The sequence below is a fragment of the Photobacterium sp. TY1-4 genome (assembly GCF_025398175.1).
Classification (GTDB): Bacteria; Pseudomonadota; Gammaproteobacteria; order Enterobacterales; family Vibrionaceae; genus Photobacterium.
Window position 1 is genome coordinate 1,833,494 of the sequence record NZ_CP099734.1, and the last position, 15,503, is coordinate 1,848,996.

Annotated in this window: 17 protein-coding genes; 4 read left to right on the forward strand and 13 right to left on the reverse strand. The window is 50.4% G+C overall.

The window, feature by feature from the left end:
- Positions 1-226 precede the first annotated feature (226 nt).
- A complete protein-coding gene (locus NH461_RS08670) occupies positions 227-1,978 on the forward strand; it encodes a BCCT family transporter (protein ID WP_261599972.1) in 1,752 nt (583 codons plus the stop codon).
- Positions 1,979-2,067: 89 nt separating this feature from the next.
- On the opposite strand, the gene NH461_RS08675 is transcribed toward NH461_RS08670, so the two are convergent.
- From NH461_RS08675 to NH461_RS08695, 5 genes are all read right to left on the reverse strand, one after another.
- The gene (locus NH461_RS08675) at positions 2,068-2,994 is read right to left on the reverse strand and encodes a LysR substrate-binding domain-containing protein (RefSeq protein WP_261599973.1); all 927 of its coding nucleotides are present in this window, start codon (positions 2,992-2,994) and stop codon (positions 2,068-2,070) included.
- Positions 2,995-3,371: 377 nt separating this feature from the next.
- Positions 3,372-3,599 (reverse strand): DUF3955 domain-containing protein, encoded by a 228-nt coding sequence (locus tag NH461_RS08680; protein ID WP_261599974.1) that lies wholly within the window; start codon positions 3,597-3,599, stop codon positions 3,372-3,374.
- Between the two features lie 34 nt (positions 3,600-3,633).
- Positions 3,634-4,638 (reverse strand): alpha/beta hydrolase family protein, encoded by a 1,005-nt coding sequence (locus tag NH461_RS08685; protein ID WP_261599975.1) that lies wholly within the window; start codon positions 4,636-4,638, stop codon positions 3,634-3,636.
- A gap of 142 nt (positions 4,639-4,780) precedes the next feature.
- Positions 4,781-5,023, reverse strand: a complete 243-nt coding sequence (locus tag NH461_RS08690; RefSeq protein ID WP_261599976.1) for a hypothetical protein — start codon at positions 5,021-5,023, stop codon at positions 4,781-4,783.
- Positions 5,024-5,084: 61 nt separating this feature from the next.
- Positions 5,085-5,219, reverse strand: a complete 135-nt coding sequence (locus NH461_RS08695) for a hypothetical protein (RefSeq protein WP_261599977.1) — start codon at positions 5,217-5,219, stop codon at positions 5,085-5,087.
- A gap of 361 nt (positions 5,220-5,580) precedes the next feature.
- On the opposite strand from NH461_RS08695, the gene NH461_RS08700 reads away from it, so the two are divergent.
- Positions 5,581-5,946: a hypothetical protein gene (locus NH461_RS08700; protein ID WP_261599978.1), complete on the forward strand. Its 366-nt coding sequence runs from the start codon at positions 5,581-5,583 to the stop codon at positions 5,944-5,946.
- A 167-nt stretch (positions 5,947-6,113) separates the two neighbouring features.
- Here the strand turns inward: NH461_RS08700 and NH461_RS08705 are convergent, their stop codons facing one another.
- The 3 genes from NH461_RS08705 to NH461_RS08715 all read right to left on the reverse strand — a co-directional run bounded on the left by NH461_RS08705 (position 6,114) and on the right by NH461_RS08715 (position 7,699).
- A complete protein-coding gene (locus NH461_RS08705) occupies positions 6,114-6,419 on the reverse strand; it encodes an NIPSNAP family protein (RefSeq protein WP_261599979.1) in 306 nt (101 codons plus the stop codon).
- Between the two features lie 54 nt (positions 6,420-6,473).
- The gene (locus NH461_RS08710) at positions 6,474-7,100 is read right to left on the reverse strand and encodes a LysE family translocator (RefSeq protein ID WP_261599980.1); all 627 of its coding nucleotides are present in this window, start codon (positions 7,098-7,100) and stop codon (positions 6,474-6,476) included.
- Positions 7,101-7,225: 125 nt separating this feature from the next.
- Positions 7,226-7,699, reverse strand: coding sequence for a hypothetical protein (locus tag NH461_RS08715; RefSeq protein WP_261599981.1), 474 nt, complete (start codon positions 7,697-7,699; stop codon positions 7,226-7,228).
- Positions 7,700-7,889: 190 nt separating this feature from the next.
- Here NH461_RS08715 and NH461_RS08720 point away from each other — a divergent pair, with 190 nt between their 5' ends.
- A complete protein-coding gene (locus tag NH461_RS08720) occupies positions 7,890-8,843 on the forward strand; it encodes a slipin family protein (protein ID WP_261599982.1) in 954 nt (317 codons plus the stop codon).
- Positions 8,844-8,859: 16 nt separating this feature from the next.
- On the forward strand, positions 8,860-9,318 hold the full coding sequence (locus NH461_RS08725) for an NfeD family protein (protein ID WP_261599983.1): 459 nt from the start codon (positions 8,860-8,862) through the stop codon (positions 9,316-9,318).
- 68 nt (positions 9,319-9,386) lie between these two features.
- On the opposite strand, the gene NH461_RS08730 is transcribed toward NH461_RS08725, so the two are convergent.
- The 5 genes from NH461_RS08730 to NH461_RS08750 form a co-directional block, all read right to left on the reverse strand.
- Entirely contained in the window at positions 9,387-9,683 is a 297-nt protein-coding gene (locus NH461_RS08730; RefSeq protein ID WP_261599984.1) for a LysR substrate-binding domain-containing protein, read from the reverse strand.
- Positions 9,684-9,739: 56 nt separating this feature from the next.
- Positions 9,740-11,173 carry a Na+/H+ antiporter NhaC family protein gene (locus NH461_RS08735; RefSeq protein WP_261599985.1) on the reverse strand — a complete coding sequence of 478 codons (1,434 nt, stop codon included), beginning with the start codon at positions 11,171-11,173 and terminating at the stop codon, positions 9,740-9,742.
- A 9-nt stretch (positions 11,174-11,182) separates the two neighbouring features.
- Positions 11,183-12,331 carry a trans-sulfuration enzyme family protein gene (locus NH461_RS08740; protein ID WP_261599986.1) on the reverse strand — a complete coding sequence of 383 codons (1,149 nt, stop codon included), beginning with the start codon at positions 12,329-12,331 and terminating at the stop codon, positions 11,183-11,185.
- Positions 12,332-12,785: 454 nt separating this feature from the next.
- Complete coding sequence (locus NH461_RS08745; protein ID WP_261599987.1) at positions 12,786-14,360, reverse strand: BCCT family transporter; 1,575 nt, start codon at positions 14,358-14,360, stop codon at positions 12,786-12,788.
- On the reverse strand, positions 14,347-15,261 hold the full coding sequence (locus NH461_RS08750; RefSeq protein ID WP_261599988.1) for a homocysteine S-methyltransferase family protein: 915 nt from the start codon (positions 15,259-15,261) through the stop codon (positions 14,347-14,349). Before NH461_RS08750 ends, NH461_RS08745 begins: the two co-directional genes overlap by 14 nt.
- Positions 15,262-15,503: the final 242 nt, after the last annotated feature.

A 15,503-nucleotide genomic window follows, 5' to 3' on the forward strand; every position in this document is an offset into this window, starting at 1 on the left:
GAGGGTGTTAATGAGAAATTATCATTCGTGCATTGATCTGGGTTAATCAATTAAACCTTATTATTAATAAGACTATTAGTTACATGATCAACGCTCATCAATTGATGATAATTAATCAGTTGAAACCCGATCCGCCACTCTCTACCCTTTTCAAAAATTAACAAACACGCAACAACACTGAAGCATTGAACCCAAAATTGAATCCAAAGCACTGAGAGGGATGTCTATGAGAGCAACATCAGGGATACTGAAGGGACTCAACCCGACGGTGACGATTGCATCAAAAATTGTCGTCATTGGTTTTGTCCTGTTCTGCGCGATTCTCGCCAACCAGGCCGGACAATATTTCGAAACCATTTCCAGCATCTTATTGCAGAATATGAAGTGGTTTTATATTGGATTAGTCTCACTGGTGGTCGGGTTTCTACTGTATTTGATGGTCAGCCGCTATGGCCATATTCGACTCGGCAAAGACGATGAAAAACCAGAATTTAACTATCTGTCGTGGGTGGCGATGCTGTTCTCCGGCGGGATGGGGATCGGGCTGATTTTCTGGTCGGTGGCCGAACCGATGTGGCACTACGCCGACAATCCGTTTACTGAGGGTCTCACCAATCAGTCCGCGGCAACGTCCATGAAGCTGACCTTTTTCCACTGGGGCTTACATCCCTGGTCTGTGTTTATTATTGTTGCGCTGGCGCTGGCCTATTTTTCTTATCGTAAAGATCTCCCCTTTACCCTCCGCTCTATCCTGTACCCTTTGATTGGGGAGCGCATCTATGGCCCGATTGGTCATACGGTGGATATTCTGACCGTCGCCGTCACAGCCTTTGGGATCTCCCAAACGCTGGGGATGGGGGTGATTCAAATCAATTCCGGCTTAAACCAAGCCTTTGGTCTCGATATCAGCCTGGGCACCCAGCTGGTGATTATTGTCGTCCTCTGTACCTGCGCCGTCGCTTCTGTGCTGTCAGGCGTTGGTAAAGGGATCCGCCGCTTGTCGGAATGGAATATGTTACTGTCACTGCTACTGGTTATGGTGGTGCTCTACATCGGCCCGACCCGGTATATTCTCAACACCTTGCTCGAAAGCACCGGTGCTTATGCACAAAACATCGTTGGCATGAGCCTGTGGAGCGACGCGCAAAATGACTCCGGCTGGCAGAACTGGTGGACCGCCTACTACTGGCCATGGTGGATGACCTGGGCACCGTTTGTCGGCATGTTTGTCGCCCGGATCTCGAAAGGTCGTACCATTCGAGAACTGATCGGCGGTGCGCTGATTATCCCAACCCTGATCACCTTCTTGTGGATTTCTGTCTTCGGCGGCGCGGCGCTGAAAGTCGAGCAGGATGCCCGGATAGCCCACCAGGCACAGGTGGTCGCAGCACAAGAAGCCAATCAGGAACCACCGGCAGCATTTACCGGCGGCCCAATTCTCGAAGCGACCAAAGCCGATACCACCCGCGCATTGTTTACCTTGTTTGATAACTTGGATGCCGATCTGTTCGGAAAACTCCTGAGTACCCTCGCCTGTTTGCTGCTGGGGACGTATTTCATCACCTCGGCGGACTCCGGCACTCTGGTGCTGTGTACCCTGGATGCAGCCGGTGACAGTGAGCCGCCGACCTCTATCCGGGTGCTCTGGGGGATCATGATTGCAGCGATCGCCGGTGTGTTGCTCTATGCCGGCGGCCTGAAAGCCATGCAAACCGCATCAATTATTGCCGGTTTCCCCATTGCTATCTTTATTGCCGTGATGAGCTTCACCCTGTTCCACTGCATCCGCCGCGAGCCAAAACCGTGGGCCATGCTGCCGGAACACGTCCATCCGGAGCAAGAGAAACTTGACGGCCCGGTTGAGCCATTGGTGGAAGCCAAAACAGAAGCCGCGCCAGCAGCGCAGGCAACGTATCAAGCGAAGCCGGATCCAGACACAACACCACCGCTCACTCCAAAACCGTTACTCGGGTCATAAATCAAACTCAGTCCCGAAACACAACGAAAAAAGCTGGAACCTTGGTTTCAGCTTTTTTATTGCGTGAGCCAGACTTGCTTCTCTTCACGCTAGACCAGTCCTTTCTCTCCCACCGCATCCGGTAATTGCTGTAACAGCCATTCACGGAAACGCTTCACACTGGCCGGAACGAGGCCCCGGCCTTTCGGCTCAAGCATCGAAAAATTCGACGGGGTTTTTAATACATGCTCGACCGGCCTGACCAACACTCCACTTTGCAGGTAATCATCGACCAGCGACCCCCAGGCCAGGGCAATTCCCTGACCGTTAATTGCAGCCTGCAACAACATCGGATAATTATTGATATTCATCCGGTTCCTCGGCGTGATATTGGGCAGACCCACGGCTTCAAACCACTCTTCCCAGTTCACCCAGTCGCGCTGCGACTCTTCCAGGAACAGCAGAGTTTTGCTGAACACCGCTTCTGGCGCTGTGGGCTGGCCGATTTTTTCCAGGTAAGCCGGACTGCAGACCGGGAAGACTTCTTCTGAAAACAGCGTGGTGACTTCCATCTCCGCCGGCGGGGTCCGGCAGTAAAACAACGCCAAATCACAATCCAGCCGCCGTAAATCAAGAATATTATCCGAAGCCAGGATCCGCAGATCGATATCATCATGCTCATTCTGAAATTCAGCCACTTTCGGCAACAACCACAACGCCGCCATGGCATTGGTGGTTGCCACCGTGATTTTCTGCTCGCCCTGCCACTTCTTCACTTCTCCGGTAATTTGCGCAATATCCATCAGCGACTGACTCACCGACTGATAGTACTGCAAGCCGGTCGGGGTTAGGTGGATACTGCGATTGGCCCGGGTAAACATGGCTTTACCCAGATACTCTTCCAACTGACGAATTTGCCGGCTGATGGCACCCTGCGTTACGTTCAGCTCTTCGGCCGCTAGGGTAAAACTCAGATGCCGGGCCGAGGCTTCAAACGCAACGAGGCTGTTTAGTGGTGGTAGGGGTTTGATTTTCATGGTACTTCCAGTAAGGCTATCTTTAATTATTATGATGAGATACCGTGGGTCAGACCCCGGTATCTTCTGCTCATTCTGAGCAGAAATAACCAAACAACAATAAGGAAATTCGAAAAAAGAGAGGTGAGTCATCTTTGACTCAAGTACGGTCGAATGCCTTTGTTTAAAACACTGAAAGACTGATTTGTTTGAGGCTGCCTTTGGCAGAAAGGCAGCATCGAGTCATCACGATTAAAATCTAATGCACTCAAACCAAATGATAGCATTCGGTTGTTTACTTGATTTTAATGCCGCGGAAGATTGCAATCCATGTCTGAAATATAATATGTAAGAACAGCCTTTTTGGCAGCATTCTAGGGGTGTACCGACATTCGCCGCTATGCCGAGTCATCATGATTTCGGCGAGACCAAACACGGATCCACGTCACCACAAACGAAACCACCGCCAAAAGCAGAAACAGCCAAAACAACGGGATGAATCCAAACGGCTCCACCAGGAAACCGTTGTCATCAACGGATGAACCTATCAGATGATAACTCACCCCGCAGAGCAGGCTGATCCCCAGTAACACGACCGATAGCCAAAATGTTTTCAGGGTTTTCATGAATCGTGCACCTCTCGTCGGCTCAATTGATGCCTCATTTGAATACCTCGATCATTTCAGCAATGATTTTTCGATGATGCGCCGCTCGAGTCACAGCACCAGGCTCTATACACATATCATCTGCTCCTTCTGCAGTGAGGATCTGAAGCCCGATTTCTGAACATCGACTAAACGCACTATAGGGCGTTGCCGCACTCACCCTGCTCAGTTTGAGCTGTGGGATCTCTGACAGTGATTTTGCCGGGGCCAAAGCCGCATTTTCAGATCCGGAGAGATCAAGCACTGTCACCGGCACTGAAATCGCCTTTAAGCTCTGCTCGTCAAAGGTTTGGGTTAATTCAGGGTTGATCACCACATATGCTTTGATGCGTGGGTCCGTTGTTGTCCCGGTGATCAACTCATCCCGAATGGCTGTGAAATCAACTCGATTGGTTGAGAGCCATTGGCAGTCAATATTGACACCTTCTTGCTCACACGATGTTTTATAGGCGTCCGGGCTGATTTTTGCACCTGCAAGCGTCATCATGGCGGTTCCCCCAAGAAAAAATCCGGCGCCAAACACCCGGCGGTGATCGACATATTGATCCAGTGCAGGATGTTGCTTGAGGCTAGATAGTGCCAGAGAGATATCGCTGGGCCGGCGCACCAATTCGTGGGGTGCAGACTGCGGTTGGAGCGCATCAAAGCCGGGCGGTTTTGGCACCACCACGAAGTAACCTTGCTTGACCAAAGCGGCGGCAATCCAACCGGTATGCACAAATGCGGATCGCATGCCGCCATGGGACAACAGAACCACCGGATATTGCCCCGGCGCAATCTCAGCGTCCCGTATCACATCGGTACTGAGAAACACTTTACTCTGGCCAAAGGCTTCAGCGTCGCCCCGCGCATTGGTCGGATACCAGTAGTAAATCTCGACATCCCGCTGACGATCCGGGCTATATATTCGCTTTACCTGTAAGCCTGTCTCGGTACCGTCCACGGCATTGGCACTGAAAGACAGCATTAACATGCCGAGGAAACTGATCACTTTTTTCATACGTTCCTTTTATCCTGTGATTTCGGTGAAAATGCCAGCCTGCCACCAAACCATAGCCAAAAGGAATATTGAACAACACACCATCCGCAACAGCGTGCTTAAATCTGTGATCGACCTTTGAAAAGGCTGACTCAACTGTTGTTCAACGCACAACCAACGAAGGGTTGAATCCCTTAATTTCTCGAAAATGAATCCCCAACCGCCAATAAAAAACGATTTCAAACACGCCAAAAAACACGACATCCCATATACTGCTCTCTTCCGGTGAAACCGCGGCAAACATGAAAATCAGCGGGAGGGCAGCCACCGTAAAACGGATGCCGAATACCCATGCGATTGGAAAATATTGCAATAAGAACTGACCAGCCGGACTTTGCTTGTACACATAAACTAACCCCAACACCAAGATTGGTATGCTCAATGCCGCTGACGCGATGTCATAAACGTTATGGCTCGTCATAGGGGATGAACAATAGGCCGATGACTACCATATGTGCCAGAAAATACTGAAACAATTCCTTTTCACCCACCTGCCCCGCGGCAAGTTCTTTTTTCAGTGATTGAATATCCCAAAAATACATACCTAAATCCTTCTTAGGTCATACACCTCGAAAATAGGACACACTTACTTAAAAATTGGCTTATCAAAACATATGTACCAGGATGATTAAATTTTTTCCCGTTCAGGCAGTTCATTGAATACAAATACATAACTGAAAGAGTGACAACCTCGCATTATTACTGAACAAAGTGCCAATTGCAGACGTAGGATTTCCAAGATCTATATACCTTTGTGTTATACGGTGTAATAGCGTAACTAAATCACGCCTCCTAAAATCTCTTTATCGCCGAATAAAGAGTGGAAACTTAGTAATCACATACATTCGGTGCTGTCACAGCGCTTGTTCAATCGAAAGCAAATCATAAAAAAGGATGAAAATTATGAAGGAAATGAAATGTGAAATTCTCGCAGGTGTAGCACACTTAGAAGCCGTTTACATCAGTGATGCACAAAATGAAACTCCAGTATTTTTCTACAAGGGTTCACCTGAGCATTGGTCATTAACCTACTGGCAAGTTCGTCAAATCTGGGCAGAAAGAAATTTCAGCGCTAAGGAAAAAAGTAACAAACCAGATCGGGGTTTATTTAGAATTGGTCCCATGTACAACTGGTACTATAGCCATTCACTCTTTAACACACCTCAAGATCTTGAAAAACAGATTCAAGACATGCTCCAGTTTGCTTTAATCGGCGAAGTAAAAGCAAATGTTAATGAGACAACATTTGCTGAAGAAGCCACTGCATAAGATCAGGCTTGGAACAGCCATTGAAAGTCCACTAATGAAAACAAGAGAGAGGTGTATACCTCTCTCTTTTTAATATTTGAAATGTTGGGACATGTCTGCCTTAATGAATTCTTTGTCCAGAAGGATCATCAACTTGATGCCGTGGCAGCTCAAACTGGCAGTCTTCGTTAATCCAGTACCGGTCGGAAAAAACTGCGCTCATAGCTGATTATGCACTGGGTCTCTTCGGCAAATTGAAATGCACGAATACATTCCGGATCATCAAAAGACTTGGTGCGGTACTCCTCATAAGCCGCCAGGCTTGGAAAAGTAAATAATGCCAGGGCGATATTACTCGCCCCTTCCGATGGCAAAAAGTAGCCATGGTGTTGGCCGCCGAATTTATTCACCAGTGGGATCCACATTTTTGCATATTCCTCGAACGCATTGACCTTCGAAGGATCGATTACATATTTCAAATAACACGTCACCATTACCGCTATTTCCCTATTTTGTTCATATCAAGGTGTCGATGATTTCAGGTACCACTATCGCTGCTTCATCAATGCAACGGCTAACCCGGATGTCACAAAGGTCGCACCGGCGCCAATATTCAGCCCGGAGACCAGTTTCGGTTTATTTCGGAGCCAATTCGAAAGTTGTGATGAAAAGATTCCCATCAGGCTAAAACCCATTGCCGTCAGCGCAGCAAACCAGACCCCATAACCCACCATTTGCACGGTCACGGAGCCTAATTCCGGATTCACAAACTGTGGCACAAAGGCCAGCACAAACATTCCGGGTTTTGGATTCAGCGCGGCAGACAGAAAGCCGGTTGAAAAGATCACCTTCAAAGACTGTTTTTTAGCCGGCTCTAACGAAAAAAGAGTTCTCGAGCGCAGAACTTTTACCCCCAGCCAGATCAGATACGCGGCACCGACAATTTTCACGGCGTAAAATGCCAGTTCTGAGGTTTGAATCAACAAAGTCAACCCGAAGGTTGCCGCCAGGACATGAAACAGGATCCCGGCGCCCGAAGACATCCCGGAGATCACCGCAGCCCATTTCCCCTGGCTTAACCCACGGCCAATCGCCAGTAAATTATCCGGACCGGGAGAGATCACTAGTAGGACGCATGCAAGCGTGTATGTGACAAAAACTTCGAAAGGAAACATGCAACCTCCCTGCTGCATTGCCGAGGTGTTTCGAATAACACCGGAAGACTTCGGCTTGCCTTGTCTTACCAACAAGACCCGCAGAAATCTAAACACCGAATATTTTGAATACAATTCAGATCAAGTTACAGCCGTTTCTGTTTCATTTCAACGTCATCAATCGCTGCATCCAATGTATAAGAGCCGTCATTCGGCATTTCAGCACAAGAATCACTCAGGCTTTGGAACACGCGTTGCCCGAATAAATTGGTATAGCTGAGATCAATATTAAGTTGAGTGGTACTACATCTGCCCTGTGTTGTGGATAACAGCTCGAACATTTTATTGAGATCAGCGATCTTCTTCTCATCCAGCATCACATGTCCGAGGTACGTCGTCGATAAAGGACCATTTTTCGAAGAAAACATGCTGGCGTCTACCACATGTAATACATTATCCCGAATGGTTACCTCATACCGCTGATGATGGAAACACCCGAGAGACGAGTAACTTATCCTGGCATCGGATAGCTGACTGATGTCTTCCACGGTCATCGGTCCTTGTGCAGCACACCCGAACAACTCCGACAGCACCAACCCCATGAATCCTATTTTTTTCACTGAACAATCACTCAAGGCAAACCATCACAGTGTATACGTTTACTGTATACATCAAACTTATATTTTACTGATTCTTAACGATTTTTATAGCCTGTATATAGCTGTGGTGATATTGTGAGCTGTACGCGCTGTATTGAAGCAAATTTTCGTCCGCGCGGTAAAACGATGAGTCGTACCAAAGGAGATCAACATGGATCCAGTGTTTCAAATTCTCGACGTTATTTTGAACGTCGAAGTCTTTCTGCTTATTTTTGTTTTAGTCCTGCTGAAGAGCAGCGTGAAATTTGTGCCGCAAAACCGCGCCTGGTTAATCGAGCGCTTCGGTAAATACCAATCCACCAAGGAAGCCGGACTAAACTTTATTGTGCCGTTCATCGACCGCATTGCTGCCGATCGCAGCCTGAAAGAACAAGCGCAAGATGTCCCGTCACAATCAGCCATTACCAAAGACAATATTTCCCTGATCGTTGATGGTGTGCTTTATTTCCGGGTTCTGGACCCTTATAAAGCCACCTATGGCGTCGATGATTATGTGTTTGCCGTCACGCAATTGGCACAAACCACCATGCGTTCTGAATTGGGTAAAATGGAGCTGGATAAAACCTTCGAAGAACGCGACATGCTCAATACGAATATTGTAACCGCGATTAACCAGGCTGCAGAGCCATGGGGCATCCAGGTATTGCGTTATGAAATCAAAGATATTGTGCCGCCAAATTCCGTCATGGAAGCTATGGAAGCACAAATGAAAGCTGAGCGAGTTAAACGTGCGCAAATCCTTGAATCAGAAGGTGACCGTCAAGCCGCCATTAACGTCGCTGAAGGTAAAAAACAGTCGCAGGTTCTGGCCGCTGAAGCTGATAAAGCTGAACAGATCCTCCGCGCTGAAGGTGAAGCGAAAGCGATCATTGCCGTTGCCGAAGCGCAAGCCGAAGCCCTGCGTAAAGTCGGTGAAGCCGCCAATACCGAACAAGGTCAAAAAGCGATTCAGCTGGATCTGGCAACCAAAGCGATTTCAGCAAAAGAAGCAATTGCCAAAGAATCTTCCGTAGTCCTGTTACCGGATGGCAACACAGATGCCAGCTCGCTGGTGGCGCAAGGCATGTCGATTATCAATGCCATTAACCAAAAGCGAAACAGTTGATTTCAGAGAGTAAGTGATGGAATTCATAACCGAACATTTACCCCAAGTCCTCATGATCCTCGGCGTTCTCGCGTTGATCACTGAAGTCGCCGTGCTGGGAATGTCGACTTTCATCTTACTGTTCCTGGGACTGTCGTTACTGATCACCGGGATCTTGATGAATGTTGCTGTCCTCGACAGCACGCTGACCACGGCACTCTGGAGCAATACCCTGCTCACCGCCGCTCTGGCGATTGTCTTGTGGAAACCGCTCAAGCAGATGCAGGACAGCAAAGGGGCGAAAGAGATTCAGTCTGACTTTGCGGAGTTAACCTTCACCCTTGAAAGTGATGTGGACGATCGCGGGCTGACTCAGTACGCCTACTCCGGCATCAGCTGGAAACTCAAGAGTCGGCAGCCGCTTGCGGCCGGCACTCAGGTCAAAGTCGTCAAAAAAGAAGTCGGCGTGATGTGGGTTGAAGCGTTGGGGTCTTAACGTTAAGGCGCCAACAATTCCCGACCAGGCCACACCTCAAGGTGTGGCTTTTTTTCTCAAAATGCAGCTTATTTAGCGGCAACACAAACAAACGCTTCCTGAAAGAGTATTTCGGACTGAAGTTCTTGTGGCATTTTTGGAAAGACACCGAAAGCAAGATCCGCTTCACCATCAATCACCTGAGTGATCATGGCATCCCGGCTCCCCTGTGTGACAACCAGCTGAATATGCGGTGCAACCGCGCGAATTTCCCTTAACAGCTGAGGCAGGATCACCTGGGCACCATAATCAGACATCGCGATACGAAAAGTCCGATCGGCCCACTCGGGGGCAAATGCCGGAGACTCAAATAGCGTCGCGAGCAAAAAATAGCCGCCCTTTCTCGGGCGGCTATTTTTACGCTAGAAAATCAGAGTCGTGATTACATCAGGGGCAGCCAGCCCAGCAAGGCGAAGCTGATCGCCGCCGCTGCACCGGTCAGCAGCACATAAGGAAACTGGGTCCGGATATGATCGATGTGATCATTGCCGGTTGCCATTGATGAGACGATCCCGGTGTCACTGATGGGCGACGTCATATCTCCGAAAATAGCGCCAGAAATCGCCGCGCCGATCATCATGTGGGGATCAATCCCGGTTGCCACGCCGATTTGTACCCCAATCGGGATCATAATGGCGAAGGTGCCCCAGGAAGTACCGGTGGCCAGCGACATCAGCGCTGCAATCAGAAAGACGAAGCTTGCCGAGAACCCGGCCGGGATCACGCCTTCAATGCTTTGGGTGATGTACTGCCCTGTATGCATTTCTGCCGACAGGTTCCCCATCAGGAAAGCCAAAGTCATGATGGCACCCAGCGGCATCATCGATGAATAGCCAGCTAACAGATGGGTGAAGAATTGATCGACCGTCAGCACCCTACGGGCGATGAAATAGACGAAAGAAACCGCCGTTCCCGCCATCACCGCCCAGAAGACCGCGGTTGAGCCCGAGCCGTGGGCAATATTGCCGTCACCGGTGATATATAGTCCCACAGGTACCATCACAACCGTTGTCAACAACGGAATGATAAAGTGCAGCGGATGACCGTGTTGCTTCGTTTGCAGCGTCTGGACTTCATCATCACCTGCAATCGGAAACGCGCCGTCTCTCAGCGCTTTACCAACGGCGGCCCGTTGATCGGCCACTTTCATCGGCCCCCAGGATTTCTGGCTGAAGATGTAAAACAGCACGCTGGCAATGGAGAACCAGGCCATCAGGTTATACGGCATCGCGTGGAGCAGGATATTGAAGGGTTCCCCTTCCAGATAGCCCTGGCTGATCTGCACGCCGATGATCGCCATCATCGCCGCGCCCCAGCCATTCATGATGATGCTGGAGCAGCTCGCCACGCAGGAGGACTGAATAATGTAGGCCATTTTTTCCCGCGAAATATTGTACCGGCCAGCAAGATCCCGAGTGACCGTCCCGGCGGACATCAGCGAGATCGAACTTTCGATAAAGATCAACATGGTGGTCAACATCGCCAGCAGCTGAACGGCGTAGCGGTTGTTAATCACATGCGCTTTTTCGGTCAGCCAGTGTACCATCCCCTGAGTACCGCCAGTCACCTGCACCAGGCGAATAATGCCCCCTACCATAAAGCAGAACAGAATGGTGCGGGTATTGCCCGCAGAGGCAAAGACCTCAATCACTTTGTCCAGGGTGTGCTGCACGCCCGCCACCGGGTTAAAGCCAGCCATCACGGTATAACCCACCACAGCGCCGGCCAACAGCGACAGAATGACCTGACGGGTGAGCACCGCCAGGGTAATGGTGACCAGTGGAGTGATCACGGTCCAGATTCCGTAGTCTTGCATTAACATCCCTTAGCGTAGTGCGGCTTCAAGATCGGCAAGCAGATCCTGAATATCTTCAATCCCGACCGACAGACGCAGTGTGGTGTCATACACACCAATTGCGGCACGCTCTTCAGGCGTCATCGAGCCATGAGACATGGACGCCGAGTGGTTCAGCATGCTCTCGACCCCACCCAGGGACTCGGCCAGGACGAAATACTGCAGCTTGCCGATGAACTGCTTGGCCGTGTCCAGATCGCCTTTCAGACGCACCGTCACTACCGCGCCGCCGCTACGCATCTGTTTTTGGCACAGCGCATGCTGAGGGTGGCTTTCCAGTCCCGGATAATGCACTTCGGCCACGCTCGGGTGAGATTCAAGAAAACGGGCTACTTCCAGCGCGTTACTGCACTGACGCTCCATCCGCAGGGCCAGCGTTTTCATCCCGCGCAGCGCCAGATAGGCATCGAACGGCGAAGCAATCGCCCCCACGGTGGTTTTAATAAAATCCAGCTCTTTCGCCAGATCATCCCGGTTGGTGATCAGCGCCCCGCCAATCAGATCCGAGTGGCCGCCGATATATTTGCTGGTCGATAGCATCACGATATCTGCCCCCAGCGTCAGTGACGTCTGGTTCCAGGCGCTGGCGAAAGTATTATCAACACAGGTCAGTAGATTGTGCTCTTTCGCCAATTGACAGACAGACGCAATATCAACCAGCTCCAGCAGCGGGTTGGTCGGAGTTTCAATCCAGATCATTTTGGTTTCCGAACGGATATGCTGCGCAACCAAATCCAGATCATTGAGGTCGATATAATCAACGCTCAGCTGGTTATTTTGTTTCCGCAGGCGCTCGAACAGCCGGTAAGTGCCACCATAAACGCCTTTCATCGCAATGATATGCGAGCCGTGCGGCAGCAGCTCAACCGCCAGCGCCGTGGCCGCCATCCCGGATGCCGTTGCGGTGGCGTAACAGCCTTGCTCCAGCGCTGCCAGGGCTGTTTCGTAAGCGTGGCGGGTTGGGTTACTGACGCGGGAGTACGCAAAGTCCCCCCCTTCGTCGAGGTTCGGCTGAATAAAGCTGCTGGCCGTATAAATCGGTGGAAACAATGCGTTATGGGCGGCATCTTGTTGCTGGCCGCCATGGACGGCTAACGTTGAGATATTTTTACTTTTCATGGGTAATGAACCTATTCATGGGTGAAGAAACAGCGCCTGTATTCGTGGCAATGGTACGGAATACGGATTGATTTCAGCGAGCGGTTTCAGTGACGAGAGCAACCATCACAAGGGAGTAATCATTATAATATTCTTTGGTTTTAGTCCATTAATAGCATTTTACTCTAATATAGAAATCAACCAATAAGTGGCGAATTATCACACAAATGCCTGACTTTCTAAACACGTGGCCAGTCCAGGCACCTCTAAGCCGATGAAATGATCAGCAATCACATCGGTTGGACTGGCTTCCGGGGATAGAGCCGAGGATAAACAGCTGGGCTATGCAATAAGAACAGGGACACTCGGCAAAGCAAGCGCCCCTGGCACAGCAACGATGACTGGCTTCAAGAAAAGAGTTTTCGGTGGTGAAAGAAGCAACCGGCATGCTTCACCCCCTTCCCGACGGTCGTGGCTAAATTGACTGCTGTTCTAATTCAGGCGCCGACGCAAAAGCGTCCTGTGCCGGCCAACGGGCGGAGGTTGGCACTTCGCCCTCTTCCGGGCCGAGATTGTGTTTGAGTGCATGTATTAACTGCTTGATCAGAATCGCATAGATAAACATCATCGGCAGCCCTGCCACGACGCAGAGCGATTTGATGGTATCAATCCCGCCACCACACAAAAACACGCTGAAGCTGATCAGTGCGATTGCGCCCGCCCATAACAGTTTCACCCGATTATCCGGATCGCCGTTGAGAGACAACTCATGAGTCGTCAACATGGCGGTCGCAACGCTGGCGCTGGACATGGTGGTCAGCATCAGGAAAAACTGGATCACCAGAAAGATCGCAAGAATAGCTGATTTAGCCGGTAAGGTTTTCACCAGGGAGACCACCGCAAAAGTCAGGCCCCCGTCCGACATCCAGCTCTGGACCGGGAAACCGCCGATCAACTGCGCCCAGACCGCATACCCACCGAAAATAGAGATGAAAAACGCACAACCTAATGCACCCAAAGAGATCGTATAGAGGATCACCTCCCTTATCGTTCTACCCCGGGAGATCCGGGTGATAAACAACCCCATCATCATCAGGTAGGCGTAGTACCAGAACCAGTAATACTGCGTCCAGCTCTGCGAAAAACCGCTTTGCTGGACCGGATCGGTCCACAGTGACATCCTGAAGAAGCTGTCGAGCATCACACCGATGGCATCCGTAAAGTTATTGAGAATAAACTGCGGCTGCGATGAAACCAGCACAAACAAGGCAAACAGAATCGCAACGCTCACGGTATAGTCAGAAACCTTGCTGATCCCCTGATTGAATCCAACCAACATGACACACAGCAGTGCCATCACAAACAGCAGAATAATCCCGCCTTGCAGCATCAGGCTGTTTTCAATACCAAACAATTCAGAGACGCCGGTGCTGAGCAAAGTGACCGTCAGCGCCAGTGAGCTGGCAAAAGCCGCCAGCGTGCCGAAAATCGCCAGTAGATCAATGGTTCGGGCAACCACAGGATGATGGCCGACGACCGGAGCACACAAGGTTGAAAGCTTCAAGGTGCGTTTTTTCTGGACATAAAAGGCATAGGCAAACGGAATCGCCGGAAAACAGTAGATGGCCCAGCCAGTAATCCCCCAGTGGAAAATCGAGTAAGTCACAGCCCATGCAGCCGCAGTATAGCTATTGGGCTCGGCAAACAGCGGCGGCGACTGAAGATAGTACATTGGCTCTCCGATCCCCCAATAGATCAGCGATGCCCCGACTCCGGCGGTAAAGATCATGCCAGCATAAGAAAAGTTACTGTAGGCCGGTTGCTCGTCTCCCAGCCGAATCTCGCCATACTTTGAGAAAGCCAGCCAGAGCAGAAAACCAACCAGCGCCAGACTCCCCAGCTCAACCAGCCAGCCGAACCAGCCGGTGACAAACGCCATAGCATGATTGGCCATCGCCTGGGACTGCACCGGATAAGTCGAGGAGACCGCCAGTAATACCAGCACCAAGGCGATGGCCGGAAGCGCCAGGCCATAATTAAGATTTTTCAACGACATTTCTCCATGTCTCTAAGGCCTCGATGTGCGCCGGATGGATGCCGCAGCACCCGCCAATCACCGTGGCACCCAACGCATACCATTGCTTTGCAAAACTCAGATAATCCTCCGGAGTCAGCTCGCGCATCGACTGCAAAGTGTCATTAGCCTGATGATCGGATTTAATCGGGGTAAAGTTGTTGGCAAACACACCCAGCTCGAGCTCGGCACCGCAGGCGTCGATCACCGCTTTAGCGTCCTGTATCGCCTGAGCCATCACTTCGGGTGTGGAGCAATTGAAGAAAATGCCTTGCCCACCCGCAGCACACACCCGTTCAGCCGCATGTTTCACGCTCTGACCGGAGCGTAACTGAGCTATTTCAGAAACATCATCAGCTAAAGTAAATGCGTAATAGCAGTCTTGGCGGGTTTGCGATAAAACCGAATGGATCACCTCAAACTCTTCCAGGCTGGCGATTGTTTCTGCGATCCAGAGATCAACATAAGGTTTCTGAGCATCAAACAGAGCTGATGTAATGGCTTTCGCCGCCTCGGCTTCAAACAAATCCGGCCGGTAACTGCCGAATGCCGGCGGGATCGAGCCCGCAACCCGGATCCGCTGACCGTGAGATTCACCGGCTTGTTTCGCTACCGATTGCGCGATCACGGCCGCGTCCCGTGCCAGTTTCGCCCCTTCGGCCTGGTAACGATCCGCACCGAGGTGAAAAGGCACACAGGCATAGCTGTTGACGGTGATGATGTCGGCACCGGCATCGACAAAGTTTTGATGTGCGATGCGAACATGTTCGGGGGATTCAATGAGCGCCTGGGCACTCCAAAGCGGTTGTGAGAATGGCGCGCCGATGCGCTTTAGCTCCCGGCCCATCCCACCATCAAGAATTGTTATTTTTTTCATTATCCTGCTTCCATACAGCATTTATGGCAATGCCATTGAAGCATATTGTGAATCTTATCAAAGTGAAACGTACTCAAAGCCTACATGAAGAAAATTCAAGTAAATCCGGCTGTCACTGTTGCCCGAACTGACATGGCTCTACCTGTCGATGTGCGATAGCGCTCACAATTAATCATACAAATAACATCATTTGCAGTCTCATCGCGATCTTTATCACCTTTAGCCGTCAGAATAAGGTTTAG

Excerpts from the sequence above, each read along its gene's own strand:
- NH461_RS08705 (WP_261599979.1), bottom strand. The coding sequence starts at position 6,419 with ATGGTGACGTGTTATTTGAAATATGTAATCGATCCTTCGAAGGTCAAT.
- NH461_RS08740 (WP_261599986.1), bottom strand. The coding sequence starts at position 12,331 with ATGAAAAGTAAAAATATCTCAACGTTAGCCGTCCATGGCGGCCAGCAA.
- NH461_RS08675 (WP_261599973.1), bottom strand. The coding sequence starts at position 2,994 with ATGAAAATCAAACCCCTACCACCACTAAACAGCCTCGTTGCGTTTGAA.
- NH461_RS08750 (WP_261599988.1), bottom strand. The coding sequence starts at position 15,261 with ATGAAAAAAATAACAATTCTTGATGGTGGGATGGGCCGGGAGCTAAAG.
- NH461_RS08695 (WP_261599977.1), bottom strand. The coding sequence starts at position 5,219 with ATGTATTTTTGGGATATTCAATCACTGAAAAAAGAACTTGCCGCGGGG.
- NH461_RS08670 (WP_261599972.1), top strand. The coding sequence starts at position 227 with ATGAGAGCAACATCAGGGATACTGAAGGGACTCAACCCGACGGTGACG.
- NH461_RS08685 (WP_261599975.1), bottom strand. The coding sequence starts at position 4,638 with ATGAAAAAAGTGATCAGTTTCCTCGGCATGTTAATGCTGTCTTTCAGT.
- NH461_RS08710 (WP_261599980.1), bottom strand. The coding sequence starts at position 7,100 with ATGTTTCCTTTCGAAGTTTTTGTCACATACACGCTTGCATGCGTCCTA.
- NH461_RS08680 (WP_261599974.1), bottom strand. The coding sequence starts at position 3,599 with ATGAAAACCCTGAAAACATTTTGGCTATCGGTCGTGTTACTGGGGATC.
- NH461_RS08725 (WP_261599983.1), top strand. The coding sequence starts at position 8,860 with ATGGAATTCATAACCGAACATTTACCCCAAGTCCTCATGATCCTCGGC.
- NH461_RS08720 (WP_261599982.1), top strand. The coding sequence starts at position 7,890 with ATGGATCCAGTGTTTCAAATTCTCGACGTTATTTTGAACGTCGAAGTC.
- NH461_RS08700 (WP_261599978.1), top strand. The coding sequence starts at position 5,581 with ATGAAGGAAATGAAATGTGAAATTCTCGCAGGTGTAGCACACTTAGAA.
- NH461_RS08735 (WP_261599985.1), bottom strand. The coding sequence starts at position 11,173 with ATGCAAGACTACGGAATCTGGACCGTGATCACTCCACTGGTCACCATT.